Raw genomic sequence first — 21,191 nt, forward strand, 5'->3', positions numbered from 1 at the left:
CCCTTACCCCTTCATCATGTTGACGTCTTCAACCGCGATGGTGCCACGGTTGCGGAAGAAACAGACCAGAATGGCCAGGCCAATCGCCGCCTCGGCCGCCGCAACGGTCAGAACGAACAGTGTAAACACCTGCCCGACCAGATCGCCGAGGAAACTGGAAAACGCCACGAGGTTGATATTCACCGCCAGCAGCATCAATTCGATGCTCATCAGCAGGATGATGACGTTCTTGCGGTTCAGGAAGAGCCCGAAGATGCCGATGACGAACAGCGTCGCCGCGACCGTAAGATAGTGTTCAAGTCCGATCATAGCATGACCTCTGCCCGGTAGTTTTCGATCGACGGAATCCAAGAGCACACACCAGAGTAGCCACAGTGGTAGTAGCCGTCTTCACCCGCCAAGCTTTTGGTAAAATCCAGTTCTTTTGCGACAATCGAATGAATAGTCGGCCCCATGTCGGAAGCCCAATAGTGAGTCCCGCCAAGATCGTTGGAAGCAAACTGCACAACGAACAACGCGACCAAGGTAGTGCCGAGAATTAGTTTCTTCATCACAACCCCTGCCCCGGTTTCACGTCCTTCAGCTCCATCGCCTCGGCCGGGTCGCGCATCATTTGGCCGACGATGTCCTGACGCTTGATGTCCTTGCGATGGCGCAGCGTCAGAACGATGGCACCGATCATGGCCACCAGCAGGATCAGGCCTGCCAGTTGGAACAGAAGGAAGTATTGATCATAAAGAATGACGCCGAGCGCCTCGGTGTTGTGGCGGTCCACTGGCACCGGCTGGGCAAGATTGGCCGCCGCGCCCTGCGCGCTGTCCCATGCCCCAAAGGCCATGACGAACTGCATCAGGATCACCAGACCGATCAGCAGGGCCAGCGGCATATAGCGCGCCATCTCGGCCTTGAGCTCGGCAAAGTCCACATCCAGCATCATCACCACAAAAAGGAACAGAACCGCGACCGCGCCCACATAGACGATGATCAGCAGCATCGCCACGAACTCGGCGCCCAGCAGAACGAACAGCCCCGCCGAGGACAGGAACGCCAGGATCAGCCACAGCACCGAGTGCACCGGCTGGCGGCTGATCACCGTGAACAGCCCGCCGGTGATGGCGCTGATGGCAAACAGATAGAAGGCAAAGACGGTCATTGATCCTCATCCTCGTTGTCGCCCATGACCTCCTGCGCCAGATCCAGCGCGCGGGTCATGGCCGGGATGCCGGCAAAGACCGACATCTGACCGATCGTTTCCACGATCTCTTGTTTCTTGGCACCCGCTTCCAGCGCGTGACGCACGGTCTGACGAACAGCCGAGTCCGCCTGTGCGCCCTGACAGGTCAGCCCGGCAAGTGTCAGCAGCAGGCGGGTTTTGGCATCCAGACCGTCCTTGTTGACGGTGTTGCCGAACATCATTTCCATGACCTCTTTGGGCATGGTCGGCCACAGCGCCTCGAACCCCTTGGGCGAGAAGTTTTCCATCGCCGGGTTCATCGCCTTGGCCATGTCCTGAGCCTGCTTCATCATCAGCTCGAACGGATTTGTCGGCGTGTCACTCATCGGTACGGCGCGTCCATTTCCAGATTGCGGGCGATCTCGGCTTCCCAGCGTTCGCCGTTATCCAGCAGCTTCTGCTTGTCGTAGAACAGCTCTTCACGGGTTTCCGTGGCAAATTCGAAGTTCGGGCCTTCGACGATGGCATCGACCGGGCAGGCTTCTTGGCAGAAACCGCAATAGATGCACTTGGTCATGTCGATGTCATAGCGTGTGGTGCGGCGGCTGCCGTCCTCACGCGGTTCGGCGTCGATGGTGATGGCTTGCGCCGGGCACACGGCCTCGCACAACTTGCAGGCGATGCAGCGCTCCTCGCCATTCGGGTAACGGCGCAGGGCGTGCTCACCGCGGAAACGCGGGGACAGAGGGCCCTTCTCATGCGGATAGTTGATGGTGGCTTTGGGGGCGAAAAAGTACTTCATTCCAAGTTTGAAGCCGACCCAGAAGTCCTGCAGAAGAAAATACTTGGCGGCGCGGGTATAGTCGATTTGCGTCATGATCAGCCTCCTACGCTCCACCGGGCGAAGATGCCCCAGAACCATTCGAATTTCGCCGCAAAGGCCACGAACACCACCCAGGCCAGCGAGAACGGCAGGAACACTTTCCAGCCCAACCGCATCAACTGGTCATAGCGGTAGCGGGGCGTGATTGCCTTGACCATCGCGAAGATGAAGAAGAAGAACGCCATCTTGCCGACCATCCACAGGACACCGTCGGGAAGACCCGGGATCGGCGACAGCCAGCCGCCGAAGAACAGCAGCGTGGTCAGCGCGCACATCAGGAAGATCGCGATATATTCACCAGCCATGAACAGCAGGAACATCGTGGCAGAATATTCCACCTGATATCCGGCCACGAGTTCCGATTCCGCCTCGGGCAGGTCGAAGGGCGGGCGGTTGGTTTCGGCGAGCGCCGAGATAAAGAACAGGAAGACCATCGGGAAATGCGGCAGCCAGTACCAGCCAAAGAAGCCATAGCCGGTATCCTGCGCGCCCACGATGGAGCCAAAATTCATTGATCCAGTCGAGATGATCACACCGATGATGATCAATCCAATTGACACTTCGTATGAGATCATTTGCGCCGCAGACCGCAGCGACCCAAGGAACGGATACTTTGAGTTCGACGCCCAACCGCCCATTATCACGCCATAAACCTCAAGCGAGGACACAGCAAACACATACAGAACCGCCACGTTCAGGTCTGACAAAACCCAGCCGTCGTTGAACGGGATCACCGCCCAGGCGATCAGCGACAGAACAAAGCTTGTCATCGGGGCCAGAATAAAGACGGCGCGATCTGCCCCGGCGGGGATCACGACCTCTTTCACGACGTATTTCAGCGCGTCGGCTACCGATTGCAAAATGCCATAGACGCCAACCACGTTGGGTCCGCGGCGCATCTGAACTGCCGCCCAGATCTTGCGGTCGCCATAAACAAGGAACAACAGCGAGATCATCACAAAGGCAACGACAGCAAGCACTTGCGCCAGAATGATGATGGCTATTCCGCCTGGGGTGTTAAAGAAATCAGCCATTGGTCCTCACACCGTGGGTATTCCGTTTTCCGCGAGCGATGCAAAGGCCATGTGCCTGCGCAAACTGCGGCTGGGTCGGCGCGTTGGTGTAAACAGCATCTGCCGCCATTACGCCACCCTTAATCTTGGGTTTCACACACAAATCAGCCGCGGCGTACTGCCACCCGGCAGTCGCGTTTGCCTGTGGTATGAAACAGGTCTGGTTCATTCCGCTGCGATCTTCTCGGATTTACGGGCCAGCGCCTGTGCCGAAAGCTCGGCCATCAGTTGCGAAGCGCGCGCAATCGGGTTGGTCAGGTAGAAATCCTTGACCGCGTTGCGGAAGGTTGCTTTGCCCAGAGGGCCTGCCTCCAGCGGCTGAACCTCGTTCTGGGCCACTTCGTCGATGCGGGCCAGATGTGGAACCGCCTCAATCAATGCAGTGCGCAGCTGCGCCAGCGAGTCGAAGGGCAGCGTCGCGCCCAGTTCTGCCGACAGCGCCCGCAGAATGGCCCAGTTTTCCTTGGCCTCACCCGGCGCAAACCCGGCGCGCATCGCCAGTTGCGGGCGTCCTTCGGTGTTCACGAACAGGCCGTTTTCCTCGGTATAGGCCGCGCCTGGCAGGATCACGTCGGCGCGATGTGCGCCCCGGTCACCATGGCTGCCCTGATAGATCACAAAGGCACCGTCACCGATTTCGACCTCATCCGCGCCGAGGTTGTAGATGACATCCGCCGCACTGACCGCATCCATGCCGCCTTCATTGGTTGCATCCACATCCATTGCGCCGACGCGCGAGGCCGCAGTGTGCAGAACGATCAGACCACTTTCGGTATTGGCCGCAATGGTTTGCGCGGCGGCCAGAACGGCAGTGCCGTCAGCCTCTTGCAACGCGCCCTGCCCGATGATGACCAACGAGCGCTTGCTCTTGATCTCATCATCGCCGCCCATGCCGACAACTTTTTGCAGTGCCGCGCGGTCGTTACCCATGTGGTGATATTCATAAGTCAGATCCGCAGCCGGACCGACCAGAGCAACCTCGGCCCCGTGCGCCCAAGCCTTGCGGATACGGGCGTTCAGTACCGGCGCTTCGTCGCGCGGGTTGGTTCCGATCAGCAGGATACGCTCGGCGCCGTCGATGTCTTCGATCGCCGCAGTCCCGGCATAGGCGCCACGGTTCCCCGCTGGCAGCTTGGCACCGTCGGTGCGACATTCAACAACGCCGCCCTGCCCCTCGATCATCTGCTTCAGCGCAAAGATCGCCTCGACCGGGGCCAGATCACCCACGATGCCAGCTGGCTTCTCGGCACCCTTCAGCGCTTCGGCGGCTTTCGTCAGTGCCTCGGGCCACGTAGCCGGGCGCAGTTTGCCGTTTTCGCGGATGTAAGGCTTGTCCAGACGCTGGCGACGCAGGCCGTCCCAGACAAAGCGGGTCTTGTCGCTGATCCACTCTTCGTTCACGCCGTCATGGTTGCGCGGCAAAAAGCGCATTACTTCACGGCCCTTGGTATCCACGCGGATGTTCGACCCCAGAGCGTCCATCACGTCGATGCTCTCGGTCTTGGTCAGTTCCCAAGGACGCGCGGTAAAGGCGTAGGGCTTCGAGGTCAGCGCGCCGACCGGGCACAGGTCGATGATGTTGCCCTGCATGTTGGAATCGAGCGTCTGGTTCAGATACGAGGTAATCTCGGCATCCTCACCCCGCCCGGTCTGGCCCATCTGGGTAATCCCGGCAACCTCGGTGGTAAAGCGCACACACCGGGTGCAGCTGATGCAGCGGGTCATCGCGGTGCTGACCAGAGGACCAAGGTCCAGATCGTCAACTGCGCGCTTGGCTTCCTTGAAGCGCGTACCCGACAGACCATAGGCCATCGCCTGATCCTGCAGGTCACATTCGCCACCCTGATCGCAGATCGGACAATCCAGCGGGTGATTGATGAGCATGAACTCCATCACCCCTTCACGGGCCTTCTTGACCATCGGTGAGTTCGTTTTGACCACCGGCGGCTGACCTTCCGGTCCCGGGCGCAAGTCACGCACCTGCATCGCGCAGGAGGCGGCAGGTTTCGGCGGACCGCCGACAACCTCAACCAGACACATCCGGCAGTTGCCGGCGATCGACAGACGTTCGTGATAGCAGAAACGCGGCACTTCGACCCCGGCCTCTTCACAGGCCTGGATCAGGGTCATCGCACCATCGACTTCGATTTCCTGCCCGTCGATATTCACTTTGCGGAGGTCAGACATAATGACGTTACCCTTTCAGAAAAGCGCCAATCGAGGTTTCATTGGAAATTTCGAGCCGACCGGCTGCGCAGAAAGTCTCAGCTTCTCCAATTACGATCCCGCGTTTTTGTATGTACGCAATTGCATCATCCTGAACCCGCTTGCGTGGCAGGTTTCGAGCAAGATACTTAAAATCGCTCTCACGGTATCCCTCTGCTTCGTATTTCTCAGTCAGGGATTTGCTCGTTTTGTTTATCTGCGAACGGTTGAGAGTCAGAGAACGACATTCGCTTGCTATTTGATCGGCTATCGCATTCGCAAATGCGAAGTCGTAAACGTCTGATGGCAGCTCGCCTCGGAACTCGGCACGGGAAACGGAAGAGTTGGCAGAGCTGTCAGTCGTGGTCGCGCAGGCACTAAGTGCCAACAGCAGCGCGACACCGATTGCGCCAGTTTTCAGAGTTTCAATACCCATCCGTCAATTTGCCCTCAAATAAACGCCAATGGCGCTGTTTCTTTCGATTTCCTTCTGCCCCAACGTGCAGAAAGAGTTCGGATTTTCATACGTGACGCCGTGCTGGGCCAAGTACGCCTCGCCCTTGGCGCGCATCCTGTCCTTTTCAGCGTCGGAATCCACATAGGCCCGGATTTCCTTGTCCGAGTAGCCCAGCTTGTTCGCCTTAGATCGCAGATCCCACATCACACCTATCGCCTTCAGACGGCGCCCGCTGATCGACGGGCAATACTCTGAAATCTCGTTTGCAATGGCGATGTAGTAGAGTTCGTTGTCGATCTCTTTGACTTCGCGCAAGGGCGGTTTGGCTTCGGCTAGGGTAGGCAGGGCCAATACCGAGATCAATGCGAGCGTTTTCATACCAGACATGACAATTCCTTTCGTCTTGGGAAACCCAAGACGAAGGGCTGTCGGGGCGCTATGCAATAACACCTCCCGCTTCATGGCCTGATATGCAAAAACACACTTCATGGTCGCTGGCACGTTCCGGCAAATGTCAGTTTGTCGTCACTGATGCGCAGGTTCTGCGGCTCGGTATCCGGACCGACCTTCCAAACGATTTTGGAAGAGCCGAAGTTCTTGATACAGAACTTGGTTCCCTCAAACCGGCCAGCCTCGCGCGCGCCATCCAGCGAGGCAGAGACTTCGTTCACGACAACCGTAAAGTCAGCGGGTGACGCTTTTTTGTCGACGGGTTTCGCCTTGGCCCGGAACGCGTGACCGTCAAACAGAATCCGATCCGAAGACGGGGTGACAATCCCGCAAGCCGAAACCGTTGCCATCGCGACAACCACACTCAGCACAACGCTGTGATTTCTAAGATGCCTTAGCCCCAACATCCGATGTTTCCCCAGCCCCTTCATCAGAACGCTGCAACAAGCGCCATGAGGCCCATGACAAACATGCAGGCCCAGCCAACGACATAAAGAACCGATCGCAACCCGCTGTGAGGTTTGCCGATTCCGCGCATATGCACGACCAACATCAACAGACGCGCCAACAGCGCAACCGAAGCGAGAAGGTTCACCCAAAACGGGCTGACCCCCATCAGGATCGCGGCGACAGTGACCGTCAGATAGGCAGGCAGCGTTTCGGTCCCGTTCAGGTAGGCCCGGTTCAGGCGGTACGCCTTGTCGGAATAGTCCTGATCGGGTGTCGCCCCGGGCGCCAGTCCTTTACCTTGCTTGGCCAAGGCCGAAAACGGTGACAAGAACAGCACCACCAGGGTGAAGATCACCAGCGACGCAACTGCATGCCCATATTCCGCGAAGACTTCCATCTGTTTTACTCCGCCGCCATCGCACCCATGCGACCCGACTTCTGCGCCTTGATGCGATCTTCGATCTCTTCGCGGAAGTTACGGATCAGACCCTGGATCGGCCATGCTGCCGCGTCCCCAAGGGCACAGATCGTGTGGCCCTCGACCTGCTTGGTCACGTCGAACAGCATGTCGATCTCTTCCAGCTCGGCCTCGCCGCGCACCAGGCGGTCCATGACGCGCATCATCCAGCCGGTGCCTTCGCGGCACGGCGTACACTGGCCGCAGCTTTCGTGTTTGTAGAACTTGGACAGACGCCAGATCGCCTTGATGATGTCGGTGGACTTGTCCATCACGATCACCGCCGCCGTTCCAAGCCCCGAACCCAGATCGTTGCGCAGATAGTCGAAATCCATGATCGCATCACGCATGTTCTCGCCGCGCACACAGGGCACCGACGACCCACCCGGGATTACAGCCAGCAGATTGTCCCAGCCGCCACGAATGCCGCCGCAATGGGTCTCGATCAGGTCCTCAAAGGAAATCGACATCGCCTCTTCGACGACACAGGGGTTGTTCACATGGCCCGAGATCGCAAACAGCTTGGTACCTGCGTTGTTTTGGCGACCAAAGCCCGCGAACCAATCCGCGCCGCGGCGCAGGATGGTGGGCACAACGGCGATGGATTCCACGTTGTTCACCGTGGTCGGGCAGCCATAGAGACCCGCACCCGCCGGGAACGGAGGTTTCATCCGCGGCATACCCTTTTTACCCTCAAGGCTTTCAATCAGGGCAGTTTCCTCGCCACAGATATAGGCACCCGCGCCGTGATGCAGGAACAGGTCGAAATCCCAGCCCGAACCAGCCGCGTTCTTGCCAAGCAGGCCCGCATCATAGGCTTCATCAATCGCGGCCTGCAGCGCCTCACGCTCGCGGATGTATTCGCCGCGCAGGTAGATGTAGCAGGTATGTGCGTTCATCGCGAAGGACGCGATCAGGCAACCCTCGATCAGCGTATGCGGATCATGGCGCATGATCTCGCGGTCTTTACAGGTGCCGGGCTCGGATTCGTCGGCGTTCACCACCAGATAGGCCGGACGCCCGTCGCTTTCCTTCGGCATGAACGACCATTTTAAACCAGTCGGAAAGCCCGCGCCGCCGCGACCGCGCAGACCCGAGTCCTTCATGGTCTGGATGATCCAGTCACGGCCCTTTTCGATCAGGCCAGCAGTGCCGTCCCAATGCCCCCGGGCCTGCGCGCCTTTCAGCGTGCGCTCATGCATCCCGTAGATGTTGGTAAAGATCCGGTCCTGATCCTTCAGCATCGTGTGTTACCTTCAGCTGTCCTGACGCATACGCCAGAGTTGAAATATGTTGACGCCCGCATAGATAAATCCTGCCAGAGCGGCGAGATCGAACAACAGCGCGTGGCGCGTCGTCAGTTCCAGTGCGGGGCCGACGTACAGGTTCATGGCAAGCCAGATCACCATCGTCACCGCAATGACAACGCCGATATGTCGGCCCTTTCGGGCTATGGCCTGTTCCTTGTCCTTGTCCATCTTACCCTGATGCCCCGGATGGGCACCGTCGTTTAGTCTTCGTAAGTGCCGTCTTCCTTGGCACGTTTGGCGAATTCGGTCTCCTCACCCGCCGCAAGCTTGGCCGCCTGTTCGATCCAGCCATCGCGTTCGATCCGGCCTTTGAACTTCAGACGCGCATCCACCCAGGCCACCTGTTCAGGCGTCCAGGCCGCGATCTGGTCGTAGTGGAAGAAGCCCAGCTCGTTCAGTGTTTCTTCCAGCTTTGGCCCAACGCCTTTCAGCAGCTTGAGGTCATCCGCCTTGCCGTCCCGCGCCGCGGTCAGCGTTTCGGGCTGGTCCTCTTTGACCTCTGCCGGTTCGGGCTTGGCTTTCGCCTCTTCTGCCTGCTTTACAGCCGGCTTGGGCGTTTCAGGCGCTTTCGGAGGTTTCGGAGCCGCCTTGGTCGCCGCCGCCTTACCGTCCTTGCCCAGCCAAGGGGTCAGGATCGGAACCTCGGTCCCGTCAATGCGCTTGACCGTGTCACCCAGATCAATCGCCAATTCGACACTTGCGTTGTACTGAGGCTTGCCCGCTTCATATTCAGCCAGACTGCTCAGGCCCTTCAGCGGTTCCGCTGCATAACGCCCGTTCTGCGGACCCGGGGTCGGTACCCTGCCCGCCACCAGATCGTCGACGATCTTGCCAAAGCTCTCGGCAGTCAGGTCTTCGTAATAATCCTTGCCGATCTGCGCCATCGGCGCGTTGGTGCAGGACCCGAGGCATTCCACCTCTTCCCAGCTCAGCTTGCCATCGGCGGACAGTTCATGCGGCTTGGCCGCGATCTTTTCCTTGCAGACCGCGATCAGATCTTCGGCCCCGCAGATCATGCAGGACGTCGTGCCGCAGACCTGAATATGCGCAACCGAGCCAACCGGCTGCAGCTGGAACATGAAGTAGAATGACGCAACCTCAAGCACGCGGATATAGGCCATGCCCAGCATGTCAGCGACGGATTCAATCGCCGGGCGGCTCAGCCAGCCCTCCTGCTCCTGCGCACGCCACAGCAGCGGAATGACCGCGCTGGCCTGACGCCCTTCGGGGTATTTGGTGATCTGCGCTTCTGCCCATTGCTGGTTTGCAGCGGAAAAGGCAAAGCTCTCGGGTTGTTCGGGGTGGAGGCGTCTGAGCATCAACTGGCTCCTAAGTCGCGCACAAAACACAAGGTATGTGCGTCGCTTTCGTTTGACATAATTACAAAGTTGCGAGTTCCAGTGGGTATTATCCACGACTGAACAATTCCGGCTCGCTCGCTAAGGCAAGCGGATGTGATGTCTTTGAAACCCAAGCTAGCAGAACTCAAAACTCGTGCTGAAACGGCATGAGGGACGAATTTGTGCATCTCTTGCGAAACATTGATGATGTCTTCGCAAATTGAACCAGGCAACTCGCACCCATCAACAAGTGCGAGCATTGCGTCCAAATTCGCGCTGAAACTGTCATTCCCTGAATCGACAAAGTCCATCCATCCGATGAAACGTTGTTCCCGGGTCTCTTCTGCCGCCAATGCTGCAGAACTCAGGCACATTCCGAGCACCCCTGCTATGAGCAAGGTAACTCTCACCGGTCAATCTCCCCAAACACCACATCCATGGTGCCGATGATGGCGGCGACGTCGGCCAGTTGGTGGCCCTTGGCGACGTGGTCCATGGCTTGCAGGTGCAGATAACCCGGTGCGCGCAGTTTGGCGCGGTAGGGTTTGTTGGAGCCGTCAGCGACCAGATAGACGCCGAACTCGCCCTTGGGGGCCTCGACGGCGGCGTAGACCTCGCCCGCAGGGACGTGGAAGCCTTCGGTATACAGTTTGAAGTGATGGATCAGGCTCTCCATCGAGGTCTTCATGTCCGAGCGTTTCGGCGGGGTGATCTTACCACGGGCCAGAACGTCGCCCGGGCAGTCGCGCAGCTTGCCGATAGCCTGTCGGATGATGTGCAGCGACTGGCGCATCTCTTCCATGCGGACGAGGTAACGGTCATAGCAGTCGCCGTTCTTGCCGACGGGGATCTGGAATTCGAACTCATCATAACATTCATAAGGCTGCGCGCGGCGCAGGTCCCATGCCAGCCCCGATCCACGAACCATCACGCCCGAGAAGCCGTATTTCTGGATGTCATCCTCGGTCACGACGCCAATATCGGCGTTACGCTGCTTGAAGATGCGGTTTTCGGTCAGCAGACCGTCAATGTCATCCAGAACAGCGGGGAATTCGTGGCTCCACGCTTCGATATCGTCCAGCAGTTCCGGCGGCAGGTCCTGGTGTACACCACCGGGGCGGAAATAGGCGGCGTGCAGACGCGCACCACAAGCACGCTCATAGAACACCATCAGCTTTTCGCGTTCTTCAAAGCCCCAGAGCGGCGGCGTCAGCGCGCCCACGTCCATCGCCTGCGTGGTCACGTTCAGCAGGTGGTTCAGAATGCGGCCGATCTCGGAATACAGAACCCGGATCAGCGAGCCCCGGCGCGGCACTTCCACACCGGTCAGCTTTTCGATGGCGAGACACCAGGCATGTTCCTGGTTCATCGGCGCCACGTAATCCAGACGATCGAAATACGGCAGGTTCTGCAGATACGTCCGGCTTTCCATCAGCTTTTCGGTGCCTCGGTGCAGCAAGCCGATATGCGGGTCGCAACGCTCGACAATCTCGCCGTCCAACTCAAGCACAAGACGCAAAACTCCGTGCGCCGCAGGGTGTTGCGGGCCGAAGTTGATGTTAAAGTTGCGGATCTTCTGTTCTCCGCTCAGCGCGTCTGTGCTGCCGTCATCGTATCTTGAGCCGTCCATCAACGCCCTCGTTTGTTCTTTTTCGCCTCGGCCCGGACCCGGACCTTTTCGGCTTCGGCCGCTTTTGCAGCAGCCCCTGCAAGCAAGACGCCCAATGCGCCTAAAATGATCAATTCGCCCATCATGTCAGCGTCGCTCCATCTCTTGCAGCTTCATCGCCATCATCCACAGCAGGACAATCACGACCGGAGAGATGATGCATGCAAACGCCCAGTTCTTGTTGATCCCGAAATGCGGCAGCAGCTTGGTCATCGGTACGACCGTTGCAACCACCAGTACAATCCAGATCAGGAACTCAAACATGATGACTACTCCTGTTTTTCATCCCCCGGCAGAATGTAATTCGCACCTTCCCATGGGGACATGAAATCGAATTGCCGGTATTCCTGCACCAGGCTGACCGGTTCGTAGACCACGCGCTTTTGCGCCTCGTCATACCGAACCTCGGTGTAACCGGTGGTCGGGAAATCCTTGCGCAGCGGATAGCCGCGGAAGCCATAGTCGGTCAGGATGCGCCGCAGATCCGGGTGGCCCGAGAACAGGATGCCGAACATGTCGAACACCTCGCGCTCGAACCAGTTGGCCGAGGGGTGAACGTCCACGATCGAGGGTACCATGTCCTCCTCGCGGATCGAGACCCGCAGGCGGATGCGCTGGTTCTGGTACATCGACAGGAAGTGGTAAACCACGTCGAACCGCTTGGCGCGTTCGGGGTAATCGACACCGGTGATATCCACCAGGGTCGAGAACTTGCAGTTCTGGTCGGACCGCAGGAATTCCACGAACTCCACGATGTTCGACGGGGCCACATCAACGTTCAGCTCGCCATGGGTCACGTCCCAGGACAGGACACAATCAGCCCGCTTCAGCTCCAGCTGGGCGCCGAGTTCCTTGAGTGCTTCGCTCATCTGCCCTCTCCTCAGCGTACGATGGTGCCGGTGCGGCGGATTTTGCGTTGCAGCTGCATCAGACCGTACAGCAACGCCTCAGCCGTCGGAGGGCAACCGGGCACGTAGATGTCCACCGGAACAACCCGGTCGCAACCACGCACAACGGAATAGGAATAGTGGTAATAGCCACCGCCATTGGCGCAGGACCCCATTGAGATCACATAGCGCGGCTCTGGCATCTGATCGTAGACCTTGCGCAGCGCCGGGGCCATCTTGTTGGTCAGGGTGCCGGCCACGATCATCACGTCGGACTGACGCGGAGAGGCGCGCGGCGCGATGCCAAACCGTTCCGCATCATAACGCGGCATCGAGGTGTGCATCATCTCAACCGCGCAGCAGGCCAGACCGAATGTCATCCAATGCAGCGAGCCGGTGCGCGCCCAGTTGATGATGTCCTCGGTCGAGGTCAGCAGGAACCCTTTATCCTGCAGCTCGGCATTCAGGGCCTGGGTGGCGACTTCTTTATCGACGCCAGCGGTGTTTGCACCCGTCATCACTCCCATTCCAGGGCCCCTTTCTTCCATTCATAGGCAAAGCCGATGGTCAGCACCGCCAGGAACACCATCATGGACCAGAAGCCCACATCACTGATGTCCTTGAAGCCCACGGCCCACGGAAACAGGAAGGCAATTTCCAGATCGAAGATGATGAAGAGAATCGAAACCAGATAGAATCGGACGTCGAATTTCATCCGCGCATCGTCGAAGGCGTTGAAACCGCACTCATATGCGCTGACCTTTTCAGGGTCGGGATTGCGGACGGCCAGTACCACAGCGGCAAGAATCAGTACGATTCCAAGGCCCACGGCGACGGCCAGAAACACCAGAATCGGGAGGTACTCCCGCAGCAGGTCTTCCACGAATAGCTCCTTTCCTGCGCATACCCCCCGGGGACGCGCCGTCAATTGGCGTGTTGACTGGACATTCTCTATCCGCGCCGGGTCAGAGGGTCAACCGAACACAAACGCGCAGGGGCTTAATAATCCACTTGCTTCCACAAATGGAAAACCTGGCATTTGAGCGAATCTGTTTTCACCCTGAAAACGCGCTAAACCTGAGTATTCCATGCAGGTTTTCGTTTATCGAAGAAGGCGCTGATGCCTTCCCGCGCCTCGTCTGTTTCCCACCGTTCGACCAGCGATTGGATCGTCCGGTCAATCACGGCATCGTCAATGCGTGGGCCCAACGCCTGCACAAGGTTCTTGGCCGACGCCACGGCCCCCGGCGCGCAGGAGAGGTAGGGTTGGACTTCGGCCTCGACCGCATCCTGCAGATCCGCTGCTGGGACAGCTTTGGCCAACAGCCCAAGGTCCACGGCTTCCGCAGCGTCGAACACCCGGGCCGACATGAACACGCGTCGGGCGCGGGTCGCACCCATGCGGGCGATGACATAGGGGCCGATGGTTGCCGGGATCAGGCCCAATCGGGTTTCGGTCAGCGCCATCTTTATCCCATCCACGCCCACGGCCACATCGCAAACCGCAGCCAGCCCGATACCACCACCAAAAGCATTACCCTGAAGCGCCCCGATCAAAGGTTTGGGCATCGTGTTCAGTGCCTGCAGCATCTCGGCCAGCTTGCGTGCCTCGGCAAACCGGGTTTCAGGGTCGGCAGCCATCTGCGCTTGCATCCAACCCAGATCCCCACCGGCACAAAAGCTTTTCCCTGCGCCGGTCAGAACCACGACCCGAACCGTGTCATCCGCCCCTAACTGCGCCGCCGCCTGCGTCAGCTCGGAAATCATCTGCGCTGACATTGCGTTGTGCTTTTCCGGACGGTCGAGCGTCAAAGTCGCCACACCGCGCGCGTCCTGCGTAACCGAAATTGTTTCGAACATGGCCCTTTACTCCGCTCGCATTGCTCGGGCCAACTGAGCGGCCTCTTCGACAACTGCCTGATCTATCCCGGTCTGATATCCCAGCCGTTCCAGATGCGCGACGACGGCTTCGGTTGCGACATTACCCGAAGCACCCGGCGCATAGGGACAGCCGCCCAACCCACCGACCGCCGAGTCGAAGGTCCGGACGCCCAGCGCCAGCGCGGCGTCAATATTGTCGATGGCGCGGCCATTGGTGTCATGGAAATGGCCCGCCAACCGGGTGACCGGAACCCGCTCCCGCACCGCAAGCAGCATATGCGCGATGGTATCCGGCGTCCCCTGCCCGATGGTGTCGCCCAGCGAGACTTCATAACAGCCCAGCGCGAACAGACGATCCGCGACCTCAGCCACTTTCTCGGGCGGGGTTGGCCCGTCATAGGGGCAATCGGTCACACAAGAGACATATCCACGCACCGGCAGGTCAATGTGGCGCGCGGCCTCGAGGATCGGAGTGAACCGTTCGATGGATTCCTCAATCGTGGCGTTGATATTGGCCTTCGAGAACCCTTCGGACGCCGAGGCGAACACCGCGATCTCATCCGCCTTGGCCGCCAGAGCGTCCTCGTAGCCACGCATATTCGGCGTCAGCGCGGCATAGCGCACCCCCTCCGCGCGTTTGATTCCGGCCAGCACGTCAGCGCTGCCCGCCATCTGCGGCACCCATTTGGGCGAGACGAAGCTGGCCACTTCGATCCGGTTGAACCCGGCGCGGCTGAGGCAGTCGATCAGCGCAACCTTCTCGGACACAGGAATTTCACGCTGTTCGTTTTGCAGGCCATCGCGTGGCCCCGCTTCGAAAATCTCGACCCGCTCGTCCATTACAGCGTTCCTCCCGGTTTCGTTCCCAACATGTTGACCCGACTGTGCCACGCGATGCGGCGCAGGAACAGGCTACTCCTCTTCCAACCGGACAAGGGCGGCTCCGGCCTCAACCTGCGCGCCGTCTTCGGCCAGAACCTCGGCCACGATGCCGTCACGGGCAGCCAGCAGCGAGTGCTCCATCTTCATGGCCTCCAGAATGGCCAGCCGATCCCCCCCTTTCACCGCTTGCCCGACCGCGGCAAACACGGCCTTCACAAGACCCGGCATGGGAGCCTCGATCACATTGGTATCACCGGCAGCGCTGGTGTCACGGTCCAGGGGGTCAACGACATCGAAGGCCCGCCCATAATTCTCAAACACAGTGATCCGTGAACCAGACACCGCAACACGCGGCATAGGCGCACCACTGATCAACCAGCCCTCGCCACTGCGTTCTGCGATGAGGGTTTCCTCGCCGATCTGCCAGACCTGCCGGTCAGGACCCTCGACCTGCACATCCAGATCAATCAACTCGTCGGCCATCAACTGAACAGCACGATGCAAGGGCGCCCACAGAGAGAACCCGGTCTCATCAGAGGTCTCGACCAGACCTAGCGCGGTCATGGCGGCGGCCACGCACGTCGCGGCAGAGGCCGGGGTATCCTGTGTCAGTGCATCCAGATCCCGGCCGATCAGCCCGGTATCCACGTCCCCCGCCGCAAATCCCTGATGTCGGGTCAGTGCGCCAAGAAAGGCCAGATTGGTGACAGTACCCGCCACTTCGGTCTTTTGCAGGGCACGGTGAAGCTGCTCCAACGCAACCTCGCGGGTTGGGCCGTGGACAATGACCTTTGCGATCATCGGGTCATACCACGGGCTGATCGTGTCCCCCGTACGCACACCGCTGTCAGCGCGACAAGCAGACGGGAACTGCAGATGCGTCAGAGTGCCGGTTGCAGGCAAGAACCCTTTGGGCACGTCTTCGGCGTACAGCCGGGCTTCGAACGCGTGGCCATTGATCGACAAGTCGTCCTGCTGCTTTGGCAGAGTCTCACCCGAGGCGACCCGCAACTGCCATTCGACCAGATCCACACCGGTTATCGCTTCGGTCACCGGATGTTCGACCTGCAGGCGCGTGTTCATCTCCATGAACCAGAACCGATCCGGGCGCAGCCCGTCCGAGGCATCGACGATGAATTCAACCGTCCCTGCCCCCTTGTAACCGATCGCCTCAGCGGCGCGGACGCCCGCCTGCCCCATCGCCTCGCGCATCTCGGATGTCATGCCGGGGGCCGGAGCCTCTTCGATCACCTTTTGGTGCCGCCGTTGCAGCGAGCAGTCGCGCTCGAACAGATGCACGGCGTGGGTGCCGTCTCCGAACACCTGCACTTCGATATGGCGAGGTTTGGCGACGAATCTCTCGACCAGCACCGCATCATTGCCAAAGGCGGTGCGGGCCTCGCTGCGGGCGCTGTCCAATGCCGAGGCGAAATCCTCAGGGCGTTCGACCAGCCGCATCCCCTTGCCTCCGCCGCCGGCCACGGCCTTGATCAATACCGGATAGCCGATGGTGTCCGCGGCCCCGGCCAAGTGCTCGGGGTCTTGATTGTCACCGTGATAGCCGGGCACGACAGGCACGCCCGCCTGCTCCATCACAACCTTGGCCGCGTCTTTCAGGCCCATCTGGCGGATCGCATTCGCCGAGGGACCGATAAAGGTCAGACCCGCGGCCTCAACGGCATCCACGAATTCGGGGTTTTCGGAGAGAAAACCATAACCCGGATGGATTGCCTGCGCGCCGGTTTCCAGCGCGGCCTGAATGATCACATCACCTTTCAGGTAACTCTGTGCCGGGGCGGCCGCACCAATATGCACGGCCTCATCCGCCATCTGCACATGCTTGGCTGACGCATCCGCATCCGAATAAACCGCGACGCAGGCTACACCCATCTTTTGGGCGGTTTCCATCACGCGACAGGCAATTTCGCCACGATTGGCAATCAGGATTTTGTTAAACATCTCTTACCCCTCAACCGCCAGATCTTCGATTAGGCGGAACCGTTCGCACAACAGTTCCATCTCTGGATCAAAACCACCATTACGCTCAAAGTACCGGCGATGATCTTCGCGCCATCCCTCAAGCGTTTCATTTTCGCCCTCGGCCAACGCGAAATCCTCGGTCATATCGCAGAAACGACAGACCGAAACATCGACGGTCTCGATCACCAAAGCAGGGCTTTCATCCCATTCCAAAGCGATGTCGCGGCGCCCAACGACCGGTGTTTCGGGGCTGCCATCGGGATAGTCCCTCAGCGCTCCACAGGTTGCCGTTTTCCGGCCCGCACGCACCAGTGAAAGCAACTCGGCACTCATCTTTGCGCTGTCGCCAAATTTGAAAGTTTGTGCGCCGGGATACCGGATCAATACATCTTGCATTGTCATGTTCATCACATCCTGAACACGCCGAAACGTGTCTCCTCGATCGGGGCGTTCAATGCCGCGCTCAGCGACAGGGCCAGCACGCCGCGGCTTTTGCGCGGGTCGATTATGCCGTCATCCCACAACCGCGCCGAGGCATAGAGCGGGTGCGATTGCTCCTCGAACATCTCAAGCGTCGGGCGCTTGAACTCGGCCTCTTCCTCGGCCGACCACGTGCCGCCCTGCCGCTCGATCCCGTCGCGCTTGACAGTGGCCAGAACGCCTGCGGCCTGCTCTCCGCCCATCACGGAAATGCGTGAGTTTGGCCAGGTCCACAGGAACCGCGGCTGATAAGCCCGCCCCGACATGCCGTAATTACCGGCCCCGAAGGACCCGCCGACCAGCATCGTAACCTTCGGCACGTTCGTCGTCGCGACCGCCGTCACCATCTTGGCGCCGTGCCGCGCGATGCCTTCGTTCTCGTATTTGCGACCGACCATGAAGCCGGTGATGTTCTGCAGGAACACCAGCGGGATACGACGCTGAGAACACAGCTCAACAAAATGCGCACCTTTCTGCGCCGACTCGGAAAACAGCACACCGTTATTGGCGATGATCCCGACCGGACAGCCTTTGACATGGGCAAATCCGGTTACCAGAGTCTCGCCGAACCGAGGCTTGAATTCATCGAAGCGGGAACCATCGACCAGCCGCGCAATCACCTCGCGGATGTCATAGGGCGTGCGCAGATCAGCCGGGACGACACCGAGAATTTCCTCGGGGTCATAGGCCGGGTCCTCGGGGCTGGCCCAATCCACAGTTTGCGGCTTGCGCAGGTTCAGCGAACCGACGGCGCGGCGGGCTAAGGCCAGCGCATGGGCGTCATCTTCAGCCAGGTAATCCGCCACGCCGGACAGGCGGGTATGCACATCTCCACCGCCCAAGTCCTCAGCACTGACCACCTCACCCGTCGCGGCCTTGACCAGAGGCGGCCCGGCCAGAAAGATCGTGCCCTGTTCCTTCACGATGATGGTCACATCGGACATTGCAGGCACATAGGCTCCGCCCGCCGTACAGGACCCCATCACAACCGCGATCTGAGCGATCCCCTTCGCGCTCATCCGTGCTTGGTTATAGAAGATGCGGCCAAAGTGGTCGCGGTCGGGGAAGACCTCATCTTGATTTGGTAGATTCGCACCGCCGCTGTCGACCAGGTAGACGCAGGGCAGATGGTTTTCCTCGGCAATCTCCTGCGCGCGGAGGTGTTTCTTGACGGTCATCGGATAGTATGTGCCGCCCTTCACGGTGGCATCGTTGCAGACCACCATAACCTCACGCCCCTGCACCCGGCCAATGCCCGCAATCACCCCGGCGCAAGGCGCGGCGTCGCCATACATTCCATGCGCCGCAGTCGCGCCGATTTCCAGAAACGGAGACCCCGGGTCCAGCAGGTTCGCCACCCGACGACGCGGCAGCATTTTGCCCCGCGATTCATGCCGCGCGCGAGATTTCTCACCGCCCCCCATGCGGGCCTTTTCGGCAGCGTCTGAGATTTGAGCCAGAGCGTCGAGATGCGCCGCGCGGTTTGTCTTGAAGCCCTCAGAGGCGGGCATGGCTTTGGATGTGAGTTTCATTCACCTTTGTCCTTCAGCAACCTTTGAGCGTACCTCAAGTCAAGCCATCTCAAAGTTGTGTCCAGCAGTTGACACTCCAGTTCTGGCACAGTGTCATCGCAAATTTTCGAAGTCGATCTTGATGCACGTGACACCGCACGTTCGTAGGATTTCTGCTCGAAGCCTCTGAGACTGACTTGTGAAGGCAGGGAACTCAAAATTTCACCGCTTGTGTGCCGTAGATGATCAATTAAGACCATTTGGCACCATTCTTCTAAATCCGTCGAAATGTCACCGATGCAATAGTCTAGAGCTTGCGTAACGCAATCTGAATCAAGTGTCATTTTTGAGATGGTGACTTTTGTTGAATTGCTCAGTGCCGCGCAACCATCAAACCAGTCTTCGATCCAAACGATAGGCTCTTCTGGTTCAGAGATGGAATACTCTTCTTCATTCTGCGCCAAACTGAAACCAGTAGAGACAACAAGCGCGATCAGAGAAAACAAAAGGATAATTGACTTTATCATCGGGCATCTCTGCTTTCTAGAAATTCCGCGTTCGCCAATCGCTTCAACTCTTTCCGGATCACCTTCCCCGTCACCGTCATCGGCAGTTCCTCCAGAAAGGTCACCTCGCGCGGATAGGAATACTGCGCCAGACGGTCCTTGACCCACTCTTGCAACTCCCGCTCATCGACTTCAGCCCCCGGTTTCAGCACCACATAGGCCTTCACGATCTCGGTCCGCAGCGGGTCGGGCTTGCCGACCACGCCCACCGTCGCCACCGCCGGGTGGGTCAGCAAACAATCCTCGATCTCAGCCGGGCCAATGCGATAGCCCGCCGAGGTGATCACGTCGTCATCACGACCCACAAAGCGCAGATAGTCACCCTCCCACACGCCGCGGTCTCCGGTGATCAGCCAATCGCCGCGGAACTTTTCAGCGGTCGCATCGGGCCGGCTCCAGTATTCCAGCAGCATCGAGGCCGAGCCGCGCCGGATGGCCACGTCGCCTTCCTCGCTGGTCGGGTTGCCGCTTTCGTCGATCACCTCCACCTCATGCCCCAGCACCGGCTTGCCAATACAGCCGGGACGCACCTGGAAATCCTCGGCGCAGGAGGACACGACCATGTTGCATTCGGTCTGGCCGTAAAACTCGTTGATCGTCAGGCCAAACGCCTTTTGCCCCCAGGTCAGCATTTCGGCCCCCAGAGGTTCACCACCTGACGCAACCGAACGCAGGCCCAGGAGGCTCTGATCCGCCGCCTTCAGCATTCGCAGGGCCGTGGGCGGGAAGAAGACGTTGCGCACATTGCCGCGCGCGATCACATCGGCGCAGGCTTCAGGGGTGAACTTCTCGAGCCGCGCCGCCACCACGGGAATGCCCAGCGCCAAGCCTGGCATCAACACGTCGAACAACCCTCCGATCCAGGCCCAGTCGGCGGGCGTCCAAAGGCAGTCTCCGTCCCGCAGGTGGTTGTGGCTGATCGAAACGCCCGGCAGATGCCCGGTCAGAACCCTGTGCCCGTGCAGCGCCCCCTTCGGGCTGCCGGTGGTGCCCGAGGTATAGATCAAAACCGCCGGGTCCTCGGGGCCGGTATCGGCAAAGGGCAGCGGATCATCGGACGGCGCAATCTGATCAACCCGGATCGGCTGCGCCAGATCGCCCAGCAATGCGGCACCGTCACCATCCGTCAGCACCGCCTGCGCCCCGGCGTCGCCAACCCGAGAGGCCAGCGCGTCATGTTTGAACAGCTTAAAAAGCGGCACCGAAATCGCCCCGAGCTTCCAGACCGCCAGATGCGCCGCCGCGCACCACGGCGATTGGCTGAGCAGCACGCCGACGCGGTCACCGGGTTGCACCTGTTCCTGCATCGTCCGCGCGATCCCATCGGTCATGCGCCCAAGCTGGCCATACGTGACGACGTCCCGCGCCCCCGCTGTCAGATCAATGATGGCGATACTGTCACCGGGATGGCTCAGGCACTGCCGCGCCATGTTGAGCCGGGCAGGTATGTCCCACCTCCCCGATTCCCGCATACCCGGTATGATTTCAACGGGACGCATGCTCAAAAGCCCTTGTTTTCATGACATTTTCAGAACG

27 protein-coding genes are annotated in these 21,191 nt (G+C 59.6%); all 27 read right to left on the reverse strand.

All coding sequences use genetic code 11. From position 1 onward, the window contains the following. Positions 1 to 3: 3 nt before the first annotated feature. The 27 genes from nuoK to GOX88_RS06275 all read right to left on the reverse strand — a co-directional run bounded on the left by nuoK (position 4) and on the right by GOX88_RS06275 (position 21,154). Entirely contained in the window at positions 4 to 309 is a 306-nt protein-coding gene (gene nuoK, locus GOX88_RS06145; protein WP_005984024.1) for an NADH-quinone oxidoreductase subunit NuoK, read from the reverse strand. Then, complete coding sequence (locus GOX88_RS06150; RefSeq protein WP_170400320.1) at positions 306 to 551, reverse strand: hypothetical protein; 246 nt, start codon at positions 549 to 551, stop codon at positions 306 to 308. Before GOX88_RS06150 ends, nuoK begins: the two co-directional genes overlap by 4 nt. Further along, on the reverse strand, positions 551 to 1,153 hold the full coding sequence (locus GOX88_RS06155; RefSeq protein WP_170400321.1) for an NADH-quinone oxidoreductase subunit J: 603 nt from the start codon (positions 1,151 to 1,153) through the stop codon (positions 551 to 553). Before GOX88_RS06155 ends, GOX88_RS06150 begins: the two co-directional genes overlap by 1 nt. Then, positions 1,150 to 1,560: a carboxymuconolactone decarboxylase family protein gene (locus tag GOX88_RS06160; protein WP_170400322.1), complete on the reverse strand. Its 411-nt coding sequence runs from the start codon at positions 1,558 to 1,560 to the stop codon at positions 1,150 to 1,152. The genes GOX88_RS06155 and GOX88_RS06160 overlap by 4 nt, the downstream gene beginning before the upstream one ends. Next, positions 1,557 to 2,051, reverse strand: coding sequence for an NADH-quinone oxidoreductase subunit NuoI (nuoI, locus tag GOX88_RS06165; protein WP_170400323.1), 495 nt, complete (start codon positions 2,049 to 2,051; stop codon positions 1,557 to 1,559). Before nuoI ends, GOX88_RS06160 begins: the two co-directional genes overlap by 4 nt. 2 nt (positions 2,052 to 2,053) lie before the next feature. Beyond that, the gene (gene nuoH, locus GOX88_RS06170; RefSeq protein ID WP_170400324.1) at positions 2,054 to 3,091 is read right to left on the reverse strand and encodes an NADH-quinone oxidoreductase subunit NuoH; all 1,038 of its coding nucleotides are present in this window, start codon (positions 3,089 to 3,091) and stop codon (positions 2,054 to 2,056) included. A gap of 204 nt (positions 3,092 to 3,295) precedes the next feature. Then, entirely contained in the window at positions 3,296 to 5,317 is a 2,022-nt protein-coding gene (gene nuoG, locus GOX88_RS06175) for an NADH-quinone oxidoreductase subunit NuoG (protein ID WP_170400325.1), read from the reverse strand. Between the two features lie 7 nt (positions 5,318 to 5,324). Beyond that, entirely contained in the window at positions 5,325 to 5,771 is a 447-nt protein-coding gene (locus GOX88_RS06180; RefSeq protein WP_170400326.1) for a DUF5333 family protein, read from the reverse strand. Positions 5,772 to 5,774: 3 nt separating this feature from the next. Further along, entirely contained in the window at positions 5,775 to 6,179 is a 405-nt protein-coding gene (locus GOX88_RS06185) for a DUF5333 domain-containing protein (RefSeq protein WP_254443293.1), read from the reverse strand. A gap of 98 nt (positions 6,180 to 6,277) precedes the next feature. After that, positions 6,278 to 6,592 carry a hypothetical protein gene (locus GOX88_RS06190; protein WP_254436163.1) on the reverse strand — a complete coding sequence of 105 codons (315 nt, stop codon included), beginning with the start codon at positions 6,590 to 6,592 and terminating at the stop codon, positions 6,278 to 6,280. A gap of 80 nt (positions 6,593 to 6,672) precedes the next feature. Continuing rightward, a complete protein-coding gene (locus GOX88_RS06195) occupies positions 6,673 to 7,089 on the reverse strand; it encodes an MAPEG family protein (protein ID WP_170400328.1) in 417 nt (138 codons plus the stop codon). Positions 7,090 to 7,094: 5 nt separating this feature from the next. Beyond that, entirely contained in the window at positions 7,095 to 8,393 is a 1,299-nt protein-coding gene (gene nuoF, locus GOX88_RS06200; RefSeq protein ID WP_170400329.1) for an NADH-quinone oxidoreductase subunit NuoF, read from the reverse strand. 12 nt (positions 8,394 to 8,405) lie between these two features. Next, the gene (locus GOX88_RS06205; RefSeq protein WP_170400330.1) at positions 8,406 to 8,627 is read right to left on the reverse strand and encodes a DUF5337 domain-containing protein; all 222 of its coding nucleotides are present in this window, start codon (positions 8,625 to 8,627) and stop codon (positions 8,406 to 8,408) included. Positions 8,628 to 8,659: 32 nt separating this feature from the next. Continuing rightward, positions 8,660 to 9,778, reverse strand: a complete 1,119-nt coding sequence (gene nuoE / locus GOX88_RS06210) for an NADH-quinone oxidoreductase subunit NuoE (protein ID WP_170400331.1) — start codon at positions 9,776 to 9,778, stop codon at positions 8,660 to 8,662. Next, a complete protein-coding gene (locus tag GOX88_RS06215) occupies positions 9,778 to 10,209 on the reverse strand; it encodes a hypothetical protein (RefSeq protein ID WP_170400332.1) in 432 nt (143 codons plus the stop codon). Before GOX88_RS06215 ends, nuoE begins: the two co-directional genes overlap by 1 nt. Further along, positions 10,206 to 11,429, reverse strand: coding sequence for an NADH-quinone oxidoreductase subunit D (locus GOX88_RS06220; RefSeq protein WP_170400333.1), 1,224 nt, complete (start codon positions 11,427 to 11,429; stop codon positions 10,206 to 10,208). Before GOX88_RS06220 ends, GOX88_RS06215 begins: the two co-directional genes overlap by 4 nt. A gap of 126 nt (positions 11,430 to 11,555) precedes the next feature. Then, positions 11,556 to 11,732: a hypothetical protein gene (locus GOX88_RS06225; protein WP_170325676.1), complete on the reverse strand. Its 177-nt coding sequence runs from the start codon at positions 11,730 to 11,732 to the stop codon at positions 11,556 to 11,558. Between the two features lie 5 nt (positions 11,733 to 11,737). Continuing rightward, positions 11,738 to 12,337, reverse strand: coding sequence for an NADH-quinone oxidoreductase subunit C (locus GOX88_RS06230; RefSeq protein WP_170400334.1), 600 nt, complete (start codon positions 12,335 to 12,337; stop codon positions 11,738 to 11,740). Positions 12,338 to 12,348: 11 nt separating this feature from the next. After that, positions 12,349 to 12,882, reverse strand: coding sequence for a NuoB/complex I 20 kDa subunit family protein (locus GOX88_RS06235; RefSeq protein WP_010442777.1), 534 nt, complete (start codon positions 12,880 to 12,882; stop codon positions 12,349 to 12,351). Next, positions 12,873 to 13,238: an NADH-quinone oxidoreductase subunit A gene (locus GOX88_RS06240; RefSeq protein WP_170325678.1), complete on the reverse strand. Its 366-nt coding sequence runs from the start codon at positions 13,236 to 13,238 to the stop codon at positions 12,873 to 12,875. The genes GOX88_RS06235 and GOX88_RS06240 overlap by 10 nt, the downstream gene beginning before the upstream one ends. A gap of 188 nt (positions 13,239 to 13,426) precedes the next feature. Then, positions 13,427 to 14,215, reverse strand: coding sequence for a crotonase/enoyl-CoA hydratase family protein (locus GOX88_RS06245; RefSeq protein WP_170400335.1), 789 nt, complete (start codon positions 14,213 to 14,215; stop codon positions 13,427 to 13,429). Positions 14,216 to 14,221: 6 nt separating this feature from the next. Then, a complete protein-coding gene (locus GOX88_RS06250) occupies positions 14,222 to 15,076 on the reverse strand; it encodes a hydroxymethylglutaryl-CoA lyase (protein ID WP_170400336.1) in 855 nt (284 codons plus the stop codon). A gap of 72 nt (positions 15,077 to 15,148) precedes the next feature. Next, positions 15,149 to 17,077, reverse strand: coding sequence for an acetyl/propionyl/methylcrotonyl-CoA carboxylase subunit alpha (locus tag GOX88_RS06255; RefSeq protein ID WP_170400337.1), 1,929 nt, complete (start codon positions 17,075 to 17,077; stop codon positions 15,149 to 15,151). Between the two features lie 3 nt (positions 17,078 to 17,080). After that, a complete protein-coding gene (locus GOX88_RS06260; protein WP_170400338.1) occupies positions 17,081 to 17,506 on the reverse strand; it encodes an ASCH domain-containing protein in 426 nt (141 codons plus the stop codon). Then, a complete protein-coding gene (locus GOX88_RS06265; RefSeq protein ID WP_170400339.1) occupies positions 17,506 to 19,110 on the reverse strand; it encodes a carboxyl transferase domain-containing protein in 1,605 nt (534 codons plus the stop codon). Before GOX88_RS06265 ends, GOX88_RS06260 begins: the two co-directional genes overlap by 1 nt. Beyond that, positions 19,107 to 19,616 (reverse strand): hypothetical protein, encoded by a 510-nt coding sequence (locus GOX88_RS06270; protein WP_170400340.1) that lies wholly within the window; start codon positions 19,614 to 19,616, stop codon positions 19,107 to 19,109. The genes GOX88_RS06265 and GOX88_RS06270 overlap by 4 nt, the downstream gene beginning before the upstream one ends. Then, a complete protein-coding gene (locus GOX88_RS06275; protein ID WP_170400341.1) occupies positions 19,613 to 21,154 on the reverse strand; it encodes an AMP-binding protein in 1,542 nt (513 codons plus the stop codon). Before GOX88_RS06275 ends, GOX88_RS06270 begins: the two co-directional genes overlap by 4 nt. Positions 21,155 to 21,191 lie beyond the last annotated feature (37 nt).

The sequence above is a fragment of the Ruegeria arenilitoris genome (assembly GCF_013030985.1).
GTDB classification, from domain to species: domain Bacteria; phylum Pseudomonadota; class Alphaproteobacteria; order Rhodobacterales; family Rhodobacteraceae; genus Ruegeria; species Ruegeria arenilitoris_B.